Source organism: Lichenicoccus roseus (assembly GCF_005844085.1).
Taxonomy (GTDB): Bacteria; Pseudomonadota; Alphaproteobacteria; order Acetobacterales; family Acetobacteraceae; genus Lichenicoccus; species Lichenicoccus roseus.
This window is the reverse complement of the sequence record NZ_VCDI01000002.1, coordinates 743,958-762,694: the sequence shown is the minus strand read 5'-3', so window position 1 is coordinate 762,694 and position 18,737 is coordinate 743,958. Positions and strand designations below refer to the sequence as shown.

The window sequence follows — 18,737 nt, the reverse complement described above, 5'->3', positions numbered from 1 at the left end:
CCGGCCTAGAAGCGCCCCGGGTCCTCCAGGGCGCCCGGCCCAAGAGCAACTCGCCAGCAGGGAGGCGGACCGCGCACGATGCCGATGGCCGTCTTCCCGCTGCTGCTCCCGCTCTGCCTCGCGGCCCTGCTGCTTTCGGCGGCGACGGTGCGGCTGATGATCGGGGTCGGCGTGCTCGACCGGCCCGGCCATCGCAGTTCGCATGCCAGACCGACACCCAAGGGCGGCGGCGTCGGCCCGGTGCTGGCGCTGCTGCTGCTGCTGCCGGTGGCTGGCTGGCTGGGCGCCGGTCCCGCGCCATCCCGGATGGCGGCGCTGCTGCTGCCGGTCGGAATGCTGGCCCTGGTCTCCTGGCTTGACGATGTGCGGCAATACAGGCCGATGGCGAAGTTGATGGCGCAGGCGGTCGCCGCTGCGATCCTAGCCGCCGTCCTCGCCCCGCTGCCCTCGCACCCGGAGATCGGGTTCGCGGTCGGCTTCTGCTGGCTGATGTTCGCGACGAACGCGCTCAACTTCATCGACGGCCTCAACGGCCTGGCCGCGGGAAGCATGGCGCTGGCCAGCCTGTTCCTCGGCCTCGACACGCCGGACCCGCTTGCGACCATTGCCGGCTGCCTGCTGAGCGCCGGCCTGCTCGGCTTCCTGCCGTTCAACTACCCTGGCGCCCGGATCTTCCTCGGCGACGTCGGCAGCCAGGGGATCGGACTGGCGGTTGCAGCCCTTGCCCTGCTGCACTGGCGCGCCGGAGCGATGACCGATGGCGCACTCGACGCCGCCCTCGCCGGCCCGCTGCTGCTGTCCGGCATCCTGTACGATGTCGGCTTCACCCTGTGTCGCCGCCTCGTGGGCGGCGAGCGGCTTTTGCAGGCGCATCGTGGCCATCTGTATCAAGTTGCGTTTCGCACCGGCATCCCGGCCTGGCAGGTCACGCTGGTGCATTGGGGCTTCGTGCTGTGGGGAGCGCTGCTGGCGCTGGCGCTGCAGGCCGGGACCGATGTCGCGGCCATCCTCGCCGGCGTGCTGCTGCCGCAACTCGGATGGACCAGCTGGGTAATCCGCCGCGCCCGCCTGCGACCGATCGGCTGTTGGTAGCCTGGCCCGCAACGAGAACGGGCGGCGCGCCTTTCAGCCCGCCGCCCGATCGCTCGTCGCTGGGAACATGCGGACCGACCGAAGTCGATCCGCACAGCCATGCTTACTGGGGCGACAGCTTCAGTTCGATACCCTGGGCGGCGCCGGAAAGACGGGCGCCCTTGCTGATGTCGTCGATGCGGATCTCGACGCCGTTGCCGTTCTTCAGCACGCGACCGCCGATGCCGTTGCCGAGCGTCGCCTCGCCGTCGGCAGCCGCGTAGGTACCGTCGAAATCATGCAGATGACGGAGGTGATAGACGCGGCCATGGCCGGTCACGCTGGAATATCCGACGGCGGCCACATCCACGCCCTTGACGCTGAAGTGGTAGTCGCGGCCGTGGAAGCGGAGCACGCCGTCTCCCCATGTATAGCCGACGCCGATATCGGCCGCCTTCGCGGTGATGGTGACGTGGCCGGCCACCGGTCCGGAGGCGCCGGGATCGCGCGCGGCTAGCGCGGGCAGGGCGAAGGTCGAGAGGGAGACTGCGAGACCGGTGGCGAGGGCAGCCATCCGCATGGCGAATTCCTTTCTTAAAGACTGGCGTGCGGCATCGACAGGAGATGCGCTTGCGCCACTATCGTTCGAGAACCGGGCCGGTTGCGACGGACGCCACAAGCATGCGCTGTCGGCTCGGCCGCGAAGCATATCGACCACCGCGCACCGCGTCTCCCGCCAGGACGGCAGACGTGGTGAAGCTGTGATGCCGGCGGCCCGTGACACCGGGCCGGAAGCGATCAGCCGGCGCGGCGAGATCCGTGCTCGGAGGCGTGGCCGCCCTTGCGCGCGATGCTGGAGGCTTCGGTCATGATCGAGCGAAGCTCGCGCAGATAGGCCGCGCCTTTCAGCGTGCGCTGCACCAGGATCGAACGGCGATCCATCGGATCGACCTTGCGGCGGGCAAGGTCGAGTTCGCCAAGGCGGTCCAGCGCGCGGGTGATCGCGGGCTTCGAGACGTTCAGCTCCGCGGCCAGGCCCCGGACCGTGTGCGCGCCCTCCTGGAGATAGCAGGTCAGGAAGACACCGAGTTGACGAGCCGACAGGTCAGGTCCGTCGCGACGGACCATGGAGACGACGGTATCACGCAGAGTTCCGACAAGCTGATCAGACGACGAGGGTTGCGGCACCTTAAAATCCTTTCTTCAACGACACGACCGATAATCCGGAGGGTCCGACTACAACCAAGCCAGGAGGACACGCGTGTGCGCCACCCCGGGAAGCGTTAACAAGATCGTAACAGCTCGCTTTATAGACAGGTAAACTGATTTGGTTCAGTCCCGATTACGTTACCAAGATGATTTGGTTACCCCTGAAGGTTAAGAGTCTGCAACAAACCTCTGTAACAGGCTCCGAGTCCCTGGGCATCACCCCCCTCCGGACGACCGGGTGACGCCGAGTCGCGCCATGCGTATGTATCGAGATGTGCCCAAGGTACAGATTTTTTGACGAATCGTTGCAGGAACAACGCTGCCGTGACTGCCCCGGCCATCGGTTTTGATGAAACATTATTCAGGTGACCGACAGAGCTGCTGAGCCAGTCGTCGTAGGCGGCGTGCAGTGGCAGGCGCCAGACCGGGTCGTGCGCTTCCACCCCGCCGCGCAGCAGGGCGCCGGCTAGCGCGTCGTCGTTGCAGAACAGCGCGGGCAGGTCCGGGCCGAGTGCCACCCGCGCCGCGCCGGTGAGCGTCGCGGCGTCGATCAGCACGTCGGGACGATCCTCGCAGGCCTCGTCCAGCAGGTCGCACAGCACCAGCCGGCCCTCGGCGTCGGTGTTGCCGATCTCGATATGGAGGCCGGCGCGGGTGGCGATGACGTCGGACGGCCGCATGGCCTCCCCAGAGACACTGTTCTCCACGCAGCCGAGCCGCAGCTGCAGCCGCACCGGCAGGTCGCGCTCCATGATCAGGCGCGCAAGGCCCAGCATGATCGCGGCGCCGCCCATGTCCTTCTTCATGCGCAACATCGCCGCCGAGGGCTTGAGGTCGAGGCCGCCGGTGTCGAAACAGACGCCCTTGCCGACCAGCGAGACCAGCGGCGCCTCGCCGGTTGCCGCCGAGCCACGCCATTCGGCACGCACTACCCGAGGCGTGCGCGGCGAACCCCGCCCGACGGCGTGGATGGCCGGATAGCCGCGCTCGATCGCCTCGCCTTGCAGGATGCTGACGTCCGCGCCGAAGCCTGCAGCAACCTCACGGGCAGCGTCCGCAAGCTCGGCCGGGCCGAGTGCATTGGCCGGCATGTTGATCAGGTCGCGTGCAAGCCAGATGGCCCGCGCCTGCGCCGCCCCCGATGCTCCGTCCCCCGACGGGTCGACGGAACGCGTCACCAGCCTGGCCGGCTGCCGCGGCTCGGCGTCCCTGTAGGGTCGGAAACCATAGGCGCCGAGGCAGAAGCCGAGCACGGCGCGATCGGCGTCCGGCAGCTCCGGTCCCTCCAGCTGCCAGTCCCCGGGCGGCAGGCCGCGCGGCAGACCGGCATAGGCGTAGGGTCCAGGCGGTTCGCCGCCGGAGCCGATGCCGAGCAGCGCCGCCGACACCCCCGCCTCGCCGGGCAGCAGCGCCAGTTCTCCGGCCTTTGCCGTGAAGCCGATGTCCCGCAGCCAGCCGCCGAGCTTTCCGGCCCCGCCGAGGCGGCCCAACGCATCATCCAGCGACTCGGGCCGCACGACGTGCACGGGCCGCACGCCGGTGGCGCGATCGGCGGCGACAAGACAGTCGAGCGGTCGGTCGAACATGAAGGTCATCCTTGTATGCGGGCCCTCGGCGGGCGTCCTCGAATCGCTGGCAAGCGTCCTGCAGGAAGCCAGTGCTTGCAATCGGCGGGCGGCGACCCGACCATCACAGGCATGCCGGGCTCATCGATCAGGGTGCGCAGCCCTAACCTGTCGGCCGCCGGCAGCCGACTGCACGGCACGGACGATCCGGGCCGCGTCCGGCATCGCGTCAAGGCCGTGCTTGGCCCCACCAATACCGGCAAGACCCACCTCGCCATCGAGCGGCTGCTCGCGCACAACTCCGGCATCATCGGCTTCCCGCTGCGACTGCTGGCGCGCGAGAACTACGACCGCATGGTCGCCGCCAAGGGCGAGCGCAACGTCGCGCTGATCACCGGCGAGGAGAAGATCGTGCCACCCGGCGCGCGCTACTTCTCCTGCACCGTCGAGGCGATGCCGATAGACCGCGGCGGCAGCTTCGTCGCCCCGGAGTTCCTGGCGGTCGACGAGATCCAGCTCTGCGCCGACGCCGACCGTGGCCATGTATTCACCGAGCGCCTGCTGCACGCACGTGGCCTGGTCGAGACCATGTTCCTCGGCGCCGAGACCATACGTCCCCTGCTGTCACGCCTGATCCCGGACGCCGAGATCGAGACCCGGCCACGACTGTCGCAGCTCACCTATACGGGTGCGGCCAAGCTCACCAAGCTGCCGCCGCGTTCCGCCGTGGTCGCCTTCTCGGCCGCCGAGGTGTACGCCATCGCCGAGCTGATACGCCGCCGCCGCGGTGGCTGCGCGGTGGTGATGGGCCGGCTGTCGCCGCGCACCCGCAACGCCCAGGTGGCGCTCTACCAGGACAAGGAAGTCGACTACCTGGTCGCCACCGACGCGATCGGCATGGGGCTGAACATGGACGTGAACCATGTCGGCTTCGCCGGGCTGTCGAAGTTCGACGGCTCGCGGCCGCGCCGGCTGACCGCCCCCGAGGTGGCGCAGATCGCCGGACGCGCCGGGCGCGGCATGCGCGACGGCACCTTCGGCACCACCGGGACCTGCCCGGAACTGTCCGAGGACGTGGTGGCGGCGGTCGAGGCGCACCGCTTCGATCCGCTCGAGCAGATCTTCTGGCGCAACGGTGACCTCGATTTCACCAGTCCCGACCTGCTGCTGGCGAGCCTGCTGGTGCCGCCGCCGCGCCGCGGCCTGGTCGCCGGCAACGAGGCCGCCGACCTGCAGACGCTCGATACTCTGGCCCGCGAGCCGGACATCCGCCGCCTGGCGAGCAGCCGCAGCGCCACCCGCCTGCTCTGGGAGGCCTGCCAGATCCCGGACTTCCGCAAGCTCGGCGACGACAGCCACACCAGGCTGTGTGCCCGCGTGTTCACCAGCGTGATCAACCAGGGGCGGTTGCCGACCGACTGGCTGGCGACGCAGATCGCCCAGCTCTCGCGCAGCGACGGCGACATCGACACGCTGATGCAACGGCTGTCCGGCGTGCGCGTGTGTTCCTACATCGCCGCCCGCCGCGACTGGCTGGACGATGCGCCGCACTGGCAGGCCAAGGCGCGCGAGGTCGAGGACCTGCTGTCGGATGCGCTGCACGAGCGGCTGACCGCGCGCTTCGTCGACCGCCGCGCCGCGCTGCTGTTCCGCCGGCTCGACGAGACCGAGGGCCAGGACATGCTGTCCGCGGTCACCAGCCAGGGCGAGGTGGTGGTCGAGGGCCACTCGGTCGGCCACGTGGCGGGCTTCGGCTTCCAGCCCGACCCGCTGGCGGAAGGTCCGGAGAAGCGCCTGGTGCTGCGCGCCGCGCGCCGGGCCCTGCGCGAGGAGATGCCGCGCCGGGTGCAGGCGCTGGCCGCCGCCGCCGATGCCGCCTTCTCGATGTCGGCGGATGCACGGCGCCTGCTCTGGACCGATGCCTCGGGCGGGCGTGGCGCGCCGGTCGCCCGGCTGCGACCGGGCGCCGGGCTGTTGCGGCCGATGGTCGAGGTGCTGGACAGCGAATTCCTCGACGGCTCGCAGCGCGAGCGGGTGCGGGCACGCCTGCAGGCCTGGCTGAACCGCGAGATCGAGATCCACCTGGCGCCGCTGTTCGAGGCGCAGTCCCGGGCACAATCGGACCCGCTGCTGCGCGGGCTGCTGCACCGGCTGGTCGAGGAGGGTGGCCTGGTCGGCGGTCCGACCGCGCAGGCGATCCCGCCGCTGCTGCGCCAGCGTCTCAAGCCGCTCGGCATCAGGGCGGGACGGCTCGCCTTGTTCATGCCGGCGCTGCTCAAGCCCCGGCCGGCGACCTTGCGCGCGGCGCTTCTGGCGGTCCGCGCCGGCGTCCCGGTGCCGCCGCTGCCGTTCGCCGGAGCGGTCAGCGTGCCGCGCCAGGAGGCAGCGACGGACGGCAGCGCCCTGCTGGCGGCGCTCGGCTGGGTGCCGGCCGGTCCGGTCTGGCTGCGTCTCGATGTCGCCGAGCGGATCATGGCGGAGATCGCCTGGCTGACCCGCGACCGGCCGGCAGCGCTTCCCGCCGACCTCGCATCGCGGCTCTCGGTGCGCGCCGACCTGCTGCCGGCGGTGCTGCGCGGCCTCGAGGTCCGGTTGCGGCCGGCCGCCCCGCTGCCGGCCGGCCATGCCGGGCCGCCCTGCCCGCCCTTGATGAGCATCGCCCGCCGCCGGGAAGCGCCTGCTCCGGGCAGCACCCGGCAGCGCGTTCAGGCGGCGCCGCCCGAGGTGACGCCTGCCCCCCAACCCAGCCGTGACGGCCCGTTTGCGGCCCTGGCCTTGCTGCGCGGTCGCCGGTGAGCAGGCCACCGGCGGTGCCGGACCAGGAGGACCGCAACTGGCAGCGGCTCGACAAGTGGCTCTGGTGTGCACGCTTCCTGAAGGCCCGGTCGGATTGTGCCCGGCTGGTGCAGGACGGCCTGATCCGGGTGAACCGGCAGCCGACCGACAAGCCGCATGCGCGCCTGCGGCCCGGCGACGTGGTGACGCTGCCCCGGCGTGGCCAGGGCGTCACCGTGCTGCGCATCCTGGCGCTGGCCTCGCGCCGTGGCCCGGCCAGCGAGGCGCGCACCCTCTACGAGGAGATCCCCGAGCCAGGCCGGTCCGGGATCGAACCGACGACGGCCGGTCTGCAGCCCGCCCCATGAAGCCGCGCGCCTTGCGCTTGCCCGCAAACCTCCGCATATCTCCCGGCCCGCCTTGTCCTGCCGGACGACCGCATTTCTGGAGATGGTGATGACCTACGTGGTCACCGAAAACTGCATCCGCTGCAAATACATGGATTGCATCGAGGTGTGTCCCGTCGACTGCTTCTATGTCGGCGAGAACATGCTCGTGATCAATCCGGACGAATGCATCGATTGCGGCGTGTGCGAACCGGAATGCCCGGCGGAAGCGATCTTCCCGGACAGCGACGACCGCGCCGGCGCCTGGGCCGAGAAGAACACCGAGTTCTCCCGCATCTGGCCGAACATCACCCGGAAGGGCACGCCGCCGGCCGACGCCGACGAGTGGAAGGACAAGCCGGACAAGGCCGCGCTGTTCTCGCCGGAGCCGGGCCAGAGCGCCGGCTGAGCGGCAGCACGGTCTGATCCGCCGACCTGACGGAAAAGTTTGCCGGATTCCCCTGGCAGCCGGCACGACCGCCACGCATAACCTCGATGGCGCGTGGCTTGGTGCAGGGTGGGACGGCATGACGAACTCCAGGCAGGCCAGCCCGCGCCGGCGCACCTAGGCCAGAGCGCACAGCGGCCCATGCGTCAGCTTTTTGCACCCGGAGCGGATGCCTGGCTTCGGCTTGCAATGTTGTCCCTGCTGCTGCTTGTGGGCGCCAGCGCTCTGACCCTGGAGCTGCTGCAGCACTCGTCGTACATCTCGCGTGTCGGCATCGCGCCGGAACAGCCGGTGCCGTTCAGTCACAAGCATCATGTCGGGGAGCTCGGCCTCGACTGCCGCTACTGCCACACCGGGGTCGAGGCGAGTGCGAGCGCCGGGCTGCCGCCGACGCACACCTGCATGACCTGCCACTCCCAGCTCTGGACCGGGGCGGCGATGCTGGCGCCGGTGCGCGACAGCCTCGCGCACGACATGCCGCTCGCCTGGGTGCGGGTGAACCGGCTACCCGACTATGTCTATTTCAACCACAGCATCCACGTCGCCAAGGGCGTCGGCTGCTCGTCCTGCCATGGCGCGATCGACCGGATGCAGCTGACCGCGCGGGCGCAGAACCTCTCCATGCAGTTCTGCCTAGACTGCCATCGCAACCCGGCGATGCGCCTGCGCAACCCCGACCAGGTCTGGAACACCGAATGGATGCCGCCCGCCGACCAGGCCGCACGCGGAAAGGCGCTTCTGGCGCAGTACCACATCCGCAGCGGGGCACAGCTCTCCGACTGCTCGGTCTGCCACCGGTGACGGCCGCACCGGCAGGCTGCGCATGAGCCGCGAGCATCCCGGCCTGGCGACGCTGCGCGGCAGGCTGTCGGCCCAGCACGGCGCACTCTGGCGCAGCCTGGACCAGCTCGACGGCAACGACGCCTTCCGCCGCTTCCTGCACACCGAGTTCCCGAACGCGTCGCCGGGGCGTGGCGTCGACCGGCGTGCGTTCCTGCGCCTGATGGCGGCGTCGCTATCGCTGGCCGGGCTCGCCGGCTGCGACGATCCGGATGACGACCCTCGTTCGAAGGAGATCCCGTACGTCGAACAGCCGCGCGAGGCGCATCCGGGACAGGTGATGCGCTACGCCTCGTCGACCCTAATCGATGGCCATGCCAACGGCGTCACGGTGCTCACGCGGGACGGCCGTCCGATCAAGATCGAGGGGGCGCCGGCGCATCCATGGAGCCGTGGCGGCACCGACATCGCCGGACAGGCCTCGGTGCTGGATTTCTGGGACCCGTTCCGCTCGCAGGCGGTGCTGCGGCTCGGACGCCCGGACGATTGGGACAGCCTGCGCCCCGTGATCGAGGCTTTGCCGCGCGACGGGCTGCATCTTCTGACCGGGCCGGTCACCTCGCCGTCGCTGCTGGCGCAGATCCGGGGCCTGCAGCAACGCTTCCCCGGACTACGCTGGCATGTGCACGCGCCCGCCGATGCGTTCGCAGCGCGTACCGGTGCCGCGCGCGCGTTCGGGCAGCCGCTCGACATGCTCTACGATTTTTCGCAGGCACGAACCGTGGTGTCGCTCGATGGCGACATCCTTGATCCGGGTCCGCGCCAGGTCGGGCTGGCCTCGCGCTGGGCCGAGGCGCGACGGGCCTCGGCAGCGCGCGGCACGCTGCTTACCCTGCACGCGGTGGCGCCGACACCGACACTGACCAGCAGCAAGGCCGACCATCTTCTGGTGGCGGCGCAGTCCGACATCGAGCGGCTGGCGCACAGGCTCCCCGATGGGGGCGACGATCCCTGGCAGAAGCGGGTGGCGCAGGCGCTCGCCAACGCGGATGGCAGCACGATGGTGGTGGCGGGCGCGTGGCAGCCGGTATCCGTGCACGAAGCAGTGCACAGGCTCAATGCCCGGCTTGGCAATCTTGGCCGCACCGTGCTGCCGATCGCCCCGGTGGCGGCGCAAGCCGAGGACCTGCCTGCCCTGGTGCAGGCGATGCAGCGCGGGCAGGTCCGCACGCTGGTGATGCTGGACGTCAATCCGGTGCAGGACGCCCCCTCCTCGCTTGGCTTTGCGCAGGCGCTCGAACGGGTGCCGATGAAGCTGCATGCCGGCCTCTACGCCGACGAGACCGCCGCCGCCTGCGACTGGCACATCCCGCTCGCCCATCCGCTGGAAAGCTGGGGCGATGCCCGCGCCGCCGACGGCACCATCGGCCTGATCCAGCCGACCATCCTGCCGCTGTACGCCGGCCGTACCGTGCCGGAGATCCTGTCGCTGCTGACCGACGCGCAGCCGCAGGACGGGCAGACGCTGCTGCGCGCCTACTGGCGAACGCGGATGGGCGGGAATTTCGACACGGCCTGGCACCAGGCGCTGCTGCAGGGCTTCATCGCGGATAGCCAGGCCGGACCGGTCGCGGTCACTTCCGCACCCGGTGGCGGATCGCCGACGCCGCCGGCTACGCCACCGGGCAAGGTGGACGTGCTGTTCAGGCCCGATCCGGTGCTCCGCGACGGCGCCGGCGCCAACAATGCCTGGCTGCAGGAGCTGCCGAAGCCGCTGACGCGTATCGTCTGGGACAACGCCGTGCTGGTCTCGCCCACCCTCGGCAAGGAGCTTGGCATCGTCGCGGGCGACGTGCTGCGGCTGGAAGCCGATGGCCGCGCGGTCGAGGGGCCGGCCTGGATCATGCCCGGACAGGCGGCGCGCAGCGTCACCCTGACGCTGGGCTATGGCCGCAGCAATCCGGACATGCTGGCGACCGGCATCGGCTACGACGCCGCCCTGCTGCGTCCGGTGGCGAATTCGTTCCACATCCCGTCGGCTTCCATCACGCGCACCGGGCGCAGGCACCAGCTGGTGACGACGCAGGACCACAACACGATGGAAGGCCACGACCTGGTGCGCGTGCAGCAGGTCGGCGCCGCACCGGTGGGCGACAAGGCTGATACGGCGGACCGGCTCTACGGCGGCAGGGCGGCAAGCGGCAGTTCCCCCGCCGACACCGGAACCACCGCCACCAGGGCATGGGGCATGGTGATCGACCTCGACAGCTGCATCGGCTGCAATGCGTGCGTGGTGTCGTGCCAGGCGGAGAACAACATCGCCGTGGTCGGGCGCGAGCAGGTCGCCGAAGGCCGCGAGATGCACTGGCTGCGCATCGACCGCTACTACGAGGGCGACGCGGCGAGCCCGGCGACGCATTTCCAGCCGGTTCCCTGCATGCATTGCGAGGACGCGCCGTGCGAGGTCGGCTGTCCGGTGGAGGCCACCGTGCACGACCATGAAGGCCTGAACGTCATGGTCTACAACCGCTGCATCGGCACCCGCGCCTGCTCAGGCTACTGCCCGTACAAGGTGCGCCGCTTCAACTACCTCGACTACAGCGCCGGCGCCGCGCCGCAGCTTGCCGAGCAGCGCAATCCCGATGTGACGGTGCGCGCCCGCGGGGTGATGGAGAAATGCACGTACTGCGTGCAGCGCATCGCCGAGGGCCGCATCGACAGCGACAAGACCGGCAATCCGATTTCCGACGGCACCGTGCGCACCGCCTGCCAGACCGCGTGCCCGACCCAGGCGATCAGCTTCGGCGACCTTGCCGACGCGACCAGCGCCGTGCGTGCGAAGCGGCAGGATCCGCGCAACTACAGCCTGCTCGGCGACCTCGGGGTGAAGCCGCGTACCACCTACCTCGCCAAGTACGAGCCCGCAGCGGGTCCGGCATGAGCGGGCCGGCGCGCTGGAAGCTGGCGCTTGCGGCCTCGGTCGGCCTGATCGGCGTGCTGCTGATCTCGCTTGGCTGGCTGCTGTACGAAGGCACCGGCATCTGGGGCAACAATATCCCGGTCACCTGGGCGCTCGACATCGTCAGCTACGACTGGTGGATCGGCATTGCCTGCGGGGCGCTGGTGGTGTCGTCGGCCATGCTGCTGCTCGGCACCCCGGAACGCGATGCGCTCAACCGCATCGCGGAAACCATCGCCGTGCTCGCCGCGGTCGCGGCGGCGGCGTACCCGGTCATCCATCTCGGCCGCCCGTGGTTCTTCTACTGGAACCTGCCATACCCCAACACGATGCTGCTGCAGCCGCAGGTGCGCAGCCCGCTCTACTGGGACGCGATCGACATCCTCGCCTACCTCGTCATCAGCGTCGCGTTCTGGGGCATCGGCCTGCTGCCGGATCTCGCCAGCCTGCGCGATCGTGCCGCCGAGCGCATCGCCGAGGGCGACCCGGACTACCAGCACCGGCGCAGGCTGGTCGCGCAGGTGTATGGCGTCGCCGCACTCGGATGGCGCGGCTCGGCGATGCACTGGCATCGCTGGCGGCAGGCGATGCGCTGTCTCGCCTGGCTCGGGCTGCTGGTGGTGCCGACCCTGCAGACCGGCGCCGCGGTGATGTTCGCCGGCACCGTGCTGCCCGGCTGGCACGATACCATCCTACCGGTGAGCTTCCTGGTCGGCGCGGTGTTCTCCGGGACCGCCGGGGTCGCGCTGGTCACCATGGTGGCGCGATCGGCGCTGCGCCTGGAGCGCACCATCGATGCGCGTCCGCTGGCGCTGCTCGCCTGGGTGCTGCTCGGCCTCGGGGTCGCGGACCTCTATTGCGAAGGCGCCAGCCTGTTCACCACGCTGATCGGCGGCGACAGCTTCGAGATCGCGTCGCTGCATCGCCGGCTGGCCGGCGGCCAGGCCTGGATGTTCTGGACCATGCTCACCGCCGGACCGTTGGCGGCGCAACTGTTCTGGCTGCCGTCCCTGCGCCGCTCCGCCACCGCGATCGCATCCATCGGCGCCAGCATCTGCGTCGGCATGTGGGCGGATCATGCGATGGTCATCGTGACCACGCTGGAACACGACTTCCTGCCGTCCTCGGCGCATTCGTACGGCATCGGCCCCTGGGGGCTTGCGACCTTCGCCGGAACCGGCGGGCTGTTCCTGTTCCTGCTGCTGGTCCTGCTCCGCGTGCTGCCCGCGGTGGTGCTGGTGCTGCGGCCGCAGGCGGACCCGCATCCGGCCGCGCAGTCCGACGATCCGGGGGACGGCGCGCCGCTCTGGGCTATCGCCGCCGAGTACGACACGCCGCAACCCGCCCTGGACGCCGCGCATCGCATGATGCGCGAGCACGGCGTCGTCCGCCCCGGCATCTCCCGGCTCGACCTGTTCTCGCCGATGCCGCTCGACGAGGCGGACGCGGCGCTGCAACTGGCGTCGCGCGGGGTTCCGGAAGCGGCTCTGGCCGGCTTCGCGATCGGCACGCTCGCGATGTTCGGCTACTGCGCCTACGTGAGCACCGGCTACTACATCCTCGATATCGGCGGCCGGCCCTGGTTCTCCTGGCCGTCCTTCATCGTGCCCAGCATCTCGTCCGGGCTGCTGTGCGCCGCGCTCGGCACGCTGGCGATGCTGCTGCTCAAGAACCGGCTGCCGCGGCTGAACCACCCGGCCTTCAACATCCCGAACTTCAACCACGCCTCGCACGACCGCTATTTCCTGGTGCTCGAGGGACTGGTCGAGAGCTTTCCCGCCGACCGCGCGCTGGCCGTGCTGCAGGACCTGAAGCCGAAGCCGTTGCAGGTCAGCCGGGTGCCGCGGTGAAGGCCGCGATCCCGCTCGCGGCTCTGCTGGCGCTGTCGGCGTGCAAGCGCGAGGACATGGCGGTGCAGGACAAGTCGCGGGTCTGGAACGCAAGCCGCCTGCTGCCGCACGGGCAGGTGGAGCAGCCGCCGGTGCCGGGCACCGTCTCCCCGGACGACCATCCGGCGGCGCCGCAGCCGGCCCGCATCGATGCCGGGCTGCTGGCGCGTGGCGAGCAGCGCTACGGCATCTTCTGCACGCCCTGCCACGGGCGCGACGGGCTGGGCGACGGCATGATCGTCCGTCGCGGCTTCCCGCATCCGCCCGACCTGCACGCCGCCGCGGTGCGGGGATTGTCCGCGGCAAGGCTCTACGACGTCATCGATCGCGGCTACGGAGTGATGTACGGGTATGGCGATCGCATCGCGCCGGCCGATCGGTGGGCGGTGATCGCCTGGGTACGGGCGCTGCAGCGCAGCGGCGACGTGCCTGCCGCAGAGCTGACGGCCGACGATCGCGCACGGCTGGACCGGGCGGCTCGCAATGGGGCGGGACCGCGATGAACCGCCCCGCGATCCTCCTCGCCAGCCTCCTCGTGGTCGCCGTGCTGCTCTGCCTGCCGTTCGCGGGTCCGGTCATGCTGCAATCCTGGCTGGCTGCCTGGCTGGCGCTATCGGCGCTGCCGGTCGGGGCGCTGGCGATGCTGATGGCCCTTGCCGCCACCGGGGCCGAGGACCATCCGCTGGCCGGCAGCCTGCGCCGGCTGCTGCCGCTGATGATCCCGTCGGCGCTGACGGCACCGTTGCTGGAGCGAAGGGCATTGCCGACGCTGCCCGGGGCGTGGTTCGCGCCGGAAGCACTGCTCGTGCGGGAGGGGCTGGTTCTGCTGGCCTGGTGCCTGCTGGCGGTGGTGTTCTTCCGTACGTCCCGACCATCGCCGCGGCCTGGGCGGCGCTTCGCCGGGACGATCGGCCTGCTGCTGCATGTCGCCCTGGTCACCCTGGCGGCAACCGACTGGATCGCGTCGCTGCGACCGGGCCTGGTGCCGGCGGGCCTGGGCCTGATGCTGCTGAGCGCGCAGGCCGGTGCCGCCGTCTCGCTGGCGATCCTGCTGCTGCCACCCGCGCGACGCCGCCAGCACGCAGGGCCGCTGGCCGGGCTGCTGATGCTGCTGCTCGCCGCCTGGGCGTTCCTGCATTTCACCCAGTACCTGATCGTCTGGTCGGCCAACCTGCCGCGCGAGGCGGGCTGGTACCTCGCGCGCACCAGCGGCACCGGCCTGGCGATGCAGGCGCTGCTGCCGGCTGCCCTGGTGGTGGCGATCCCGGCGCTGGCGCTCCGGCCTGCCCGCGCCCTGGCACCCTGCGCGGCGGCGCTGCTCGCGCTGCATGTGCTCGGGATGTTCTGGCTGGTGACGCCGAGCCTGCGCGGGAGGTTCGTCGTGATCCCGCTCGATCTGGCCGGCATGCTGGTGATCGCCGGGCTTGCCGGCGCAACGCTGACCCCGGCCGGCGATCGCCGGGAAACGCCCCGTGTCCCGGCCTGACAGCCACGAGCCCGGCCGGACGCCGCCCGGCCTGCTGCTCGGTGCTGCGATCGGCTCGGTGGCGGGGGCAGCCGCGGTGCTCGGCGGCGGCCTGCTCTGGCGATGGCGCCAGGCGACGCCGGGGATTGCGGCCGGTGCGGAGGATCTCGGTGCGCGCGGTCTGCCGGAGACACCGCCGAGCCCCGCCGCCCTGGAACGCGGCTTCGAGCCGTCCGACATGCGCGCCGGAACCCTGGCGCGCAGCATGGCGGTACTGTTCCTGGCCGCCTTCGTCGCGATCGCCCTCACGGTGGCCATGCTGGCGGCGTTCGGCCATGCCCGTCGCGGCATCCCGGCACCGACCCGGCTACAGGACACCACGATCGTGCCGCCGCAGCCGCGCCTGCAGGCCGATCCACTCCAGGAGTACAAGGACGCCATGCAGGCCATGGATCGCGCGGCCGGCTCGTGGTCCTGGCTGGACGCCGCGCACACCCACGCCCGCGTGCCGCTGCAACGCGGCGCCGCGCTGAGCGTCGGCCATTCGCTCGACGACGACGCCACCCCGGTTGCGCCATGAAGCCCGATCAGCAGGCCCTTGCCCTGTGGCCGACTTCCGCCTCGCTGAACGCCGCGGAGACCGACCACCTGGTGTTCGGATTCACCGCCCTGACGCTGCTGCTGACGGTGCCGATCTTCATCGCCATCACCGTCTTCGCGATCTGGTTCCGCGACGGCCGCATCGCCCATCGCAGCTACCGCGAAAACCGCAACCGGCTGCTCGAGGTGAGCTGGATGCTGATCCCGTTCCTGCTCACCCTCGTTTTCTTCTACTGGGGTGCGAGGATGTTCGACACCCAGAAGCACGCGCCGGGCGATGCGATCCACATCAGTGCCATCGCCAAGCAGTGGATGTGGAAATTCCAGCATCCCGGCGGCCAGGCGGAAATCAACGACCTGCACGTGCCGGCCGGCCAGCCGGTGGTGATCACCATGATCTCGCAGGACGTGATCCACGCGCTGTTCCTGCCGGCGTTGCGCATACAGATGGAGACCTTGCCAGACCGCTATACCGAGCTGTGGTTCAAGGCCGACCGTCCCGGCACGTATCGGCTCTACTGCTCGGAATATTGCGGCACCGATCATTCCGAGATGGGCGGCTACCTCACCATCATGCAGCCCGCCGCCTACCAGAGATGGCTGGAACGATCCTCGACGCCCGGCTCGCTGGTGGCGCAGGGCCGCGCCGCATTCAGCGCGCATGGCTGCTCGGGGTGCCACGATGGCGGCGGAATGGTGCGGGCACCGTCGCTGGCCGGGCTGTTCGGCTCGCCGGTGCCGCTGGCGTCCGGCGGCACGCTGGTCGCCGATGATGGCTACATACGCGACAAGATCCTGGATCCCGGCCGCAACCAGATCGCGGGCTACCGCCAGCTCATGCCGTCCTTCAAGGGTGCCATCGACGAGGGCGAGATGATCGCGCTGGTCTCCTACGTGAAATCACTGGGCAGCGCGGCCCCTTCGGAAGGAGCCACCCCATGAGCCTGTCCGAGAGCCTGCTGCATCGCGACCCGGCGCCGGGCCGCGGCACCATCGGCAGGCCGCCGGACTACCTGCATGACGAGCATACGCTGCGCTCGTGGTTCTTTTCCATCGACCACAAGCGCATCGGCATCCTCTACCTGCTGTCGATCACCTTCTTCTTCGTGCTGGGCTCGATCGCCGCCGGGCTGATCCGGCTGTCGCTGGTGGTGCCGAACGGCGCGATCTTCAGCAACGATACCTACAACAAGCTGTTCACCATCCACGGCGTGGTCATGGTGTGGTTCTTCCTGATCCCGTCGATCCCGACCACCTTCGGCAACTTCCTGCTGCCGATCATGATCGGCGCCAGGGACGTCGCCTTCCCGCGGCTGAACCGGCTGAGCTGGTACATCTTCGTGTGCGGCGCCTTGTTCACCCTGTTCACCATCGTGGTCGGCGGCGTCGATACCGGCTGGACCTTCTATGCGCCGTTCAGCACCACCTTCTCCAACACCTGGGTGATCCCGGCGCTGCTCGGCGTGATCGTCGTCGGGTTCTCCTCGATCCTGACCGGGCTCAACTTCGTCGTCACCCTGCACACCATGCGCGCCCCCGGAATGACTTGGTTCCGCCTGCCGATCTTCTGCTGGACCATGTATGCGACCAGCCTGATCTTCCTGCTGGCGACGCCGGTGATCACCATCGCCCTGCTGCTGCTGGTATTGGAGCGCGCCTTCGGCATCGGCATCTTCGACCCGGCGCTCGGCGGCGATCCGGTGCTGTTCGAGCACCTGTTCTGGTTCTACTCGCATCCGGCGGTCTACATCATGGTGCTGCCCGGCATGGGCGTGATCAGCGAGATCGTGCCGGCGTTCGCGCAGAAGAAGCTGTTCGGCTACCGCTTCGTCGCCTATGCCAGCCTAGGCCTCGCCTCATTGACGTTCTTCGTGTGGGGCCACCACATGTTCGTCAACGGCCAGAGCGAGGTCGCCAGCCTGAGCTTCTCGCTGCTGTCGTTTGCGGTCGCGGTGCCGTCGGCGGTCAAGGTCTATAACTGGACCGCGACCATCTACAAGGGCAGCATCAAGCTCGACACGCCGATGCTCTACGCGATGGGCTATATCGGCCTGTTCGTGCTCGGCGGCCTGACCGGCCTGTTCCTGGCAACGCTGGCGATCGACGAGCACGTGCACGACACCTACTTCGTAGTGGCGCATTTCCACTACATCATGGTCGGTGGTACCGCGCTCGCCTTCCTCGGCGGGCTGCACTACTGGTGGCCGAAATTCACCGGCAGGATGTATCCCGAGGGATGGGGCCGGGTCTCGGCCTTCTTCATCTTCATCGGCTTCAACACGACCTTCTTCCCGCAATTCCTGCTCGGCTATCTCGGGATGCCGCGGCGCTACCACACCTATCCACCCGAGTTCCAGCTGCTCAATATCCTGTCCTCGGCCGGCTCGCTGATCCTGGCGCTGGGCTACATATTCCCGATGATCTACCTGGTCTGGTCGCTGCGCTACGGAAAGCGGGCGCCGGCCAATCCATGGCATGCGCGCGGCCTCGAATGGATGACCACCTCGCCACCGCCGAAGCATAATTTCGAGACGCCGCCTACGGTGGATTTCGAGCCGTACGACTACCGCGATCGGGAGAGCCGGGTGTGAGGCCGGTGCTTTCGTACGTGGCCGCGGCACTTCCGGTCGATATCGCGCTCGAGGAGCAGTTCACCACCAAGGCCCAGCAGCGCCATGCCGCGAAGTTCGGCATGTGGTGCTGGCTGATCACCGAACTGCTGCTGTTCGGCGGCCTGCTGCTCGTCGCCACCGTGCTGCGGGTGCTGCATCCGGCGTCGGTCTCCGCGGCCGCCACGCACCTGAAGTTCTGGATCGGCGCCTCGAATACCGTCGTGCTGATCTGCTCCAGCCTCACCATGTCCGGCGCGATCAATGCGTCGCGCCTCGGCCTGCAGACGCTGATGGTGCGCTGCATGCTGGCGACCGGTGGCCTCGGCTCGGTGTTTCTGCTGCTCAAGGCATATGAATATTACCGGGACTACCAGGAGCACATGGTGCCGTTCCTGGATTGGCGTCCCTATGCCCTGCCGCACGACCATGCCAGCCGGCTGTTCATCAACGACTATTTCGCAGCCACCGGCTTGCACGGGGTGCATCTGATCACCGGCATCGCAATCCTGCTGGTGCTGACCCGGCAGGCGAGCCGCGCCGGCTACCTGTCGCTGCACCAGAACCGGATCGAGATCTTCGGCCTCTATTGGCACTTCATCGACCTGGTCTGGATCATCGTGTTCCCGACGCTCTACTTGGTGAACCGCGGATGACGCCGGATTTCGTCCGCTCCATGCGTGTGCCGGTGCTGGTCTGCGCGGCGCTGCTCGGCCTGCTCGGCGGCAACCTGCTGCTCGGGCAGTTCGCCTTCCCGGGTGCGGGATACTTCGAGGCAGCACTGTCGGGTGTCATGGTGTTGCTGCTGCTGTTCTTCTCGATGGAGCTTATCAGGGAGCCGCCGGTCATCCGCTTCTTCGGCGTCGCCGGCTTCCTGTGGGTCGCCATCATGTTCGTGATGACGCTCACGGACTACCTGACCCGCTGATATCCGGGTTTCCGCACGATCGCCCCTTCGCAACGAACCGCCGAACCGGGAAC

17 protein-coding genes are annotated in these 18,737 nt (G+C 69.5%); 14 read left to right on the top strand and 3 right to left on the bottom strand.

The window, feature by feature from the left end:
• Positions 1-78 precede the first annotated feature (78 nt).
• Positions 79-1,092, top strand: a complete 1,014-nt coding sequence (locus FE263_RS08850) for a glycosyltransferase family 4 protein (protein WP_240759235.1) — start codon at positions 79-81, stop codon at positions 1,090-1,092.
• A gap of 103 nt (positions 1,093-1,195) precedes the next feature.
• On the opposite strand, the gene FE263_RS08845 is transcribed toward FE263_RS08850, so the two are convergent.
• The 3 genes from FE263_RS08845 to FE263_RS08835 form a co-directional block, all read right to left on the bottom strand.
• The gene (locus tag FE263_RS08845) at positions 1,196-1,651 is read right to left on the bottom strand and encodes a hypothetical protein (RefSeq protein ID WP_138325562.1); all 456 of its coding nucleotides are present in this window, start codon (positions 1,649-1,651) and stop codon (positions 1,196-1,198) included.
• Positions 1,652-1,869: 218 nt separating this feature from the next.
• The gene (locus FE263_RS08840) at positions 1,870-2,259 is read right to left on the bottom strand and encodes a MarR family transcriptional regulator (RefSeq protein ID WP_138325561.1); all 390 of its coding nucleotides are present in this window, start codon (positions 2,257-2,259) and stop codon (positions 1,870-1,872) included.
• Between the two features lie 176 nt (positions 2,260-2,435).
• Positions 2,436-3,866, bottom strand: coding sequence for a leucyl aminopeptidase family protein (locus tag FE263_RS08835; protein ID WP_240759233.1), 1,431 nt, complete (start codon positions 3,864-3,866; stop codon positions 2,436-2,438).
• 111 nt (positions 3,867-3,977) lie between these two features.
• On the opposite strand from FE263_RS08835, the gene FE263_RS08830 reads away from it, so the two are divergent.
• The 13 genes from FE263_RS08830 (at position 3,978) to FE263_RS08770 (ending at position 18,684) form a co-directional block, all read left to right on the top strand.
• Positions 3,978-6,641, top strand: coding sequence for a helicase-related protein (locus FE263_RS08830; RefSeq protein WP_138325731.1), 2,664 nt, complete (start codon positions 3,978-3,980; stop codon positions 6,639-6,641).
• Complete coding sequence (locus FE263_RS08825) at positions 6,638-6,988, top strand: RNA-binding S4 domain-containing protein (RefSeq protein WP_338086699.1); 351 nt, start codon at positions 6,638-6,640, stop codon at positions 6,986-6,988. Before FE263_RS08830 ends, FE263_RS08825 begins: the two co-directional genes overlap by 4 nt.
• Positions 6,989-7,076: 88 nt before the next feature.
• On the top strand, positions 7,077-7,415 hold the full coding sequence (gene fdxA, locus FE263_RS08820) for a ferredoxin FdxA (RefSeq protein ID WP_138325559.1): 339 nt from the start codon (positions 7,077-7,079) through the stop codon (positions 7,413-7,415).
• A 228-nt stretch (positions 7,416-7,643) separates the two neighbouring features.
• Positions 7,644-8,255 carry a cytochrome c3 family protein gene (locus FE263_RS08815; RefSeq protein WP_240759229.1) on the top strand — a complete coding sequence of 204 codons (612 nt, stop codon included), beginning with the start codon at positions 7,644-7,646 and terminating at the stop codon, positions 8,253-8,255.
• Between the two features lie 22 nt (positions 8,256-8,277).
• Positions 8,278-11,175 carry a TAT-variant-translocated molybdopterin oxidoreductase gene (locus tag FE263_RS08810; protein ID WP_138325557.1) on the top strand — a complete coding sequence of 966 codons (2,898 nt, stop codon included), beginning with the start codon at positions 8,278-8,280 and terminating at the stop codon, positions 11,173-11,175.
• Positions 11,172-13,043, top strand: coding sequence for a quinol:electron acceptor oxidoreductase subunit ActD (locus FE263_RS08805; RefSeq protein WP_138325556.1), 1,872 nt, complete (start codon positions 11,172-11,174; stop codon positions 13,041-13,043). The genes FE263_RS08810 and FE263_RS08805 overlap by 4 nt, the downstream gene beginning before the upstream one ends.
• Entirely contained in the window at positions 13,040-13,585 is a 546-nt protein-coding gene (locus FE263_RS08800; protein ID WP_205880310.1) for a c-type cytochrome, read from the top strand. The genes FE263_RS08805 and FE263_RS08800 overlap by 4 nt, the downstream gene beginning before the upstream one ends.
• Positions 13,582-14,568, top strand: coding sequence for a hypothetical protein (locus FE263_RS08795; protein ID WP_138325555.1), 987 nt, complete (start codon positions 13,582-13,584; stop codon positions 14,566-14,568). The genes FE263_RS08800 and FE263_RS08795 overlap by 4 nt, the downstream gene beginning before the upstream one ends.
• Positions 14,555-15,127, top strand: a complete 573-nt coding sequence (locus FE263_RS08790) for a hypothetical protein (RefSeq protein WP_138325554.1) — start codon at positions 14,555-14,557, stop codon at positions 15,125-15,127. Before FE263_RS08795 ends, FE263_RS08790 begins: the two co-directional genes overlap by 14 nt.
• Positions 15,124-16,089 (top strand): cytochrome c oxidase subunit II, encoded by a 966-nt coding sequence (locus tag FE263_RS08785; protein ID WP_138325553.1) that lies wholly within the window; start codon positions 15,124-15,126, stop codon positions 16,087-16,089. The genes FE263_RS08790 and FE263_RS08785 overlap by 4 nt, the downstream gene beginning before the upstream one ends.
• Positions 16,086-17,738, top strand: coding sequence for a cytochrome c oxidase subunit I (gene ctaD, locus FE263_RS08780; RefSeq protein ID WP_138325552.1), 1,653 nt, complete (start codon positions 16,086-16,088; stop codon positions 17,736-17,738). Before FE263_RS08785 ends, ctaD begins: the two co-directional genes overlap by 4 nt.
• Positions 17,735-18,412 carry a cytochrome c oxidase subunit 3 gene (locus tag FE263_RS08775; RefSeq protein WP_205880309.1) on the top strand — a complete coding sequence of 226 codons (678 nt, stop codon included), beginning with the start codon at positions 17,735-17,737 and terminating at the stop codon, positions 18,410-18,412. Before ctaD ends, FE263_RS08775 begins: the two co-directional genes overlap by 4 nt.
• Positions 18,409-18,684: an oxidase gene (locus FE263_RS08770; RefSeq protein ID WP_138325551.1), complete on the top strand. Its 276-nt coding sequence runs from the start codon at positions 18,409-18,411 to the stop codon at positions 18,682-18,684. Before FE263_RS08775 ends, FE263_RS08770 begins: the two co-directional genes overlap by 4 nt.
• Positions 18,685-18,737: the final 53 nt, after the last annotated feature.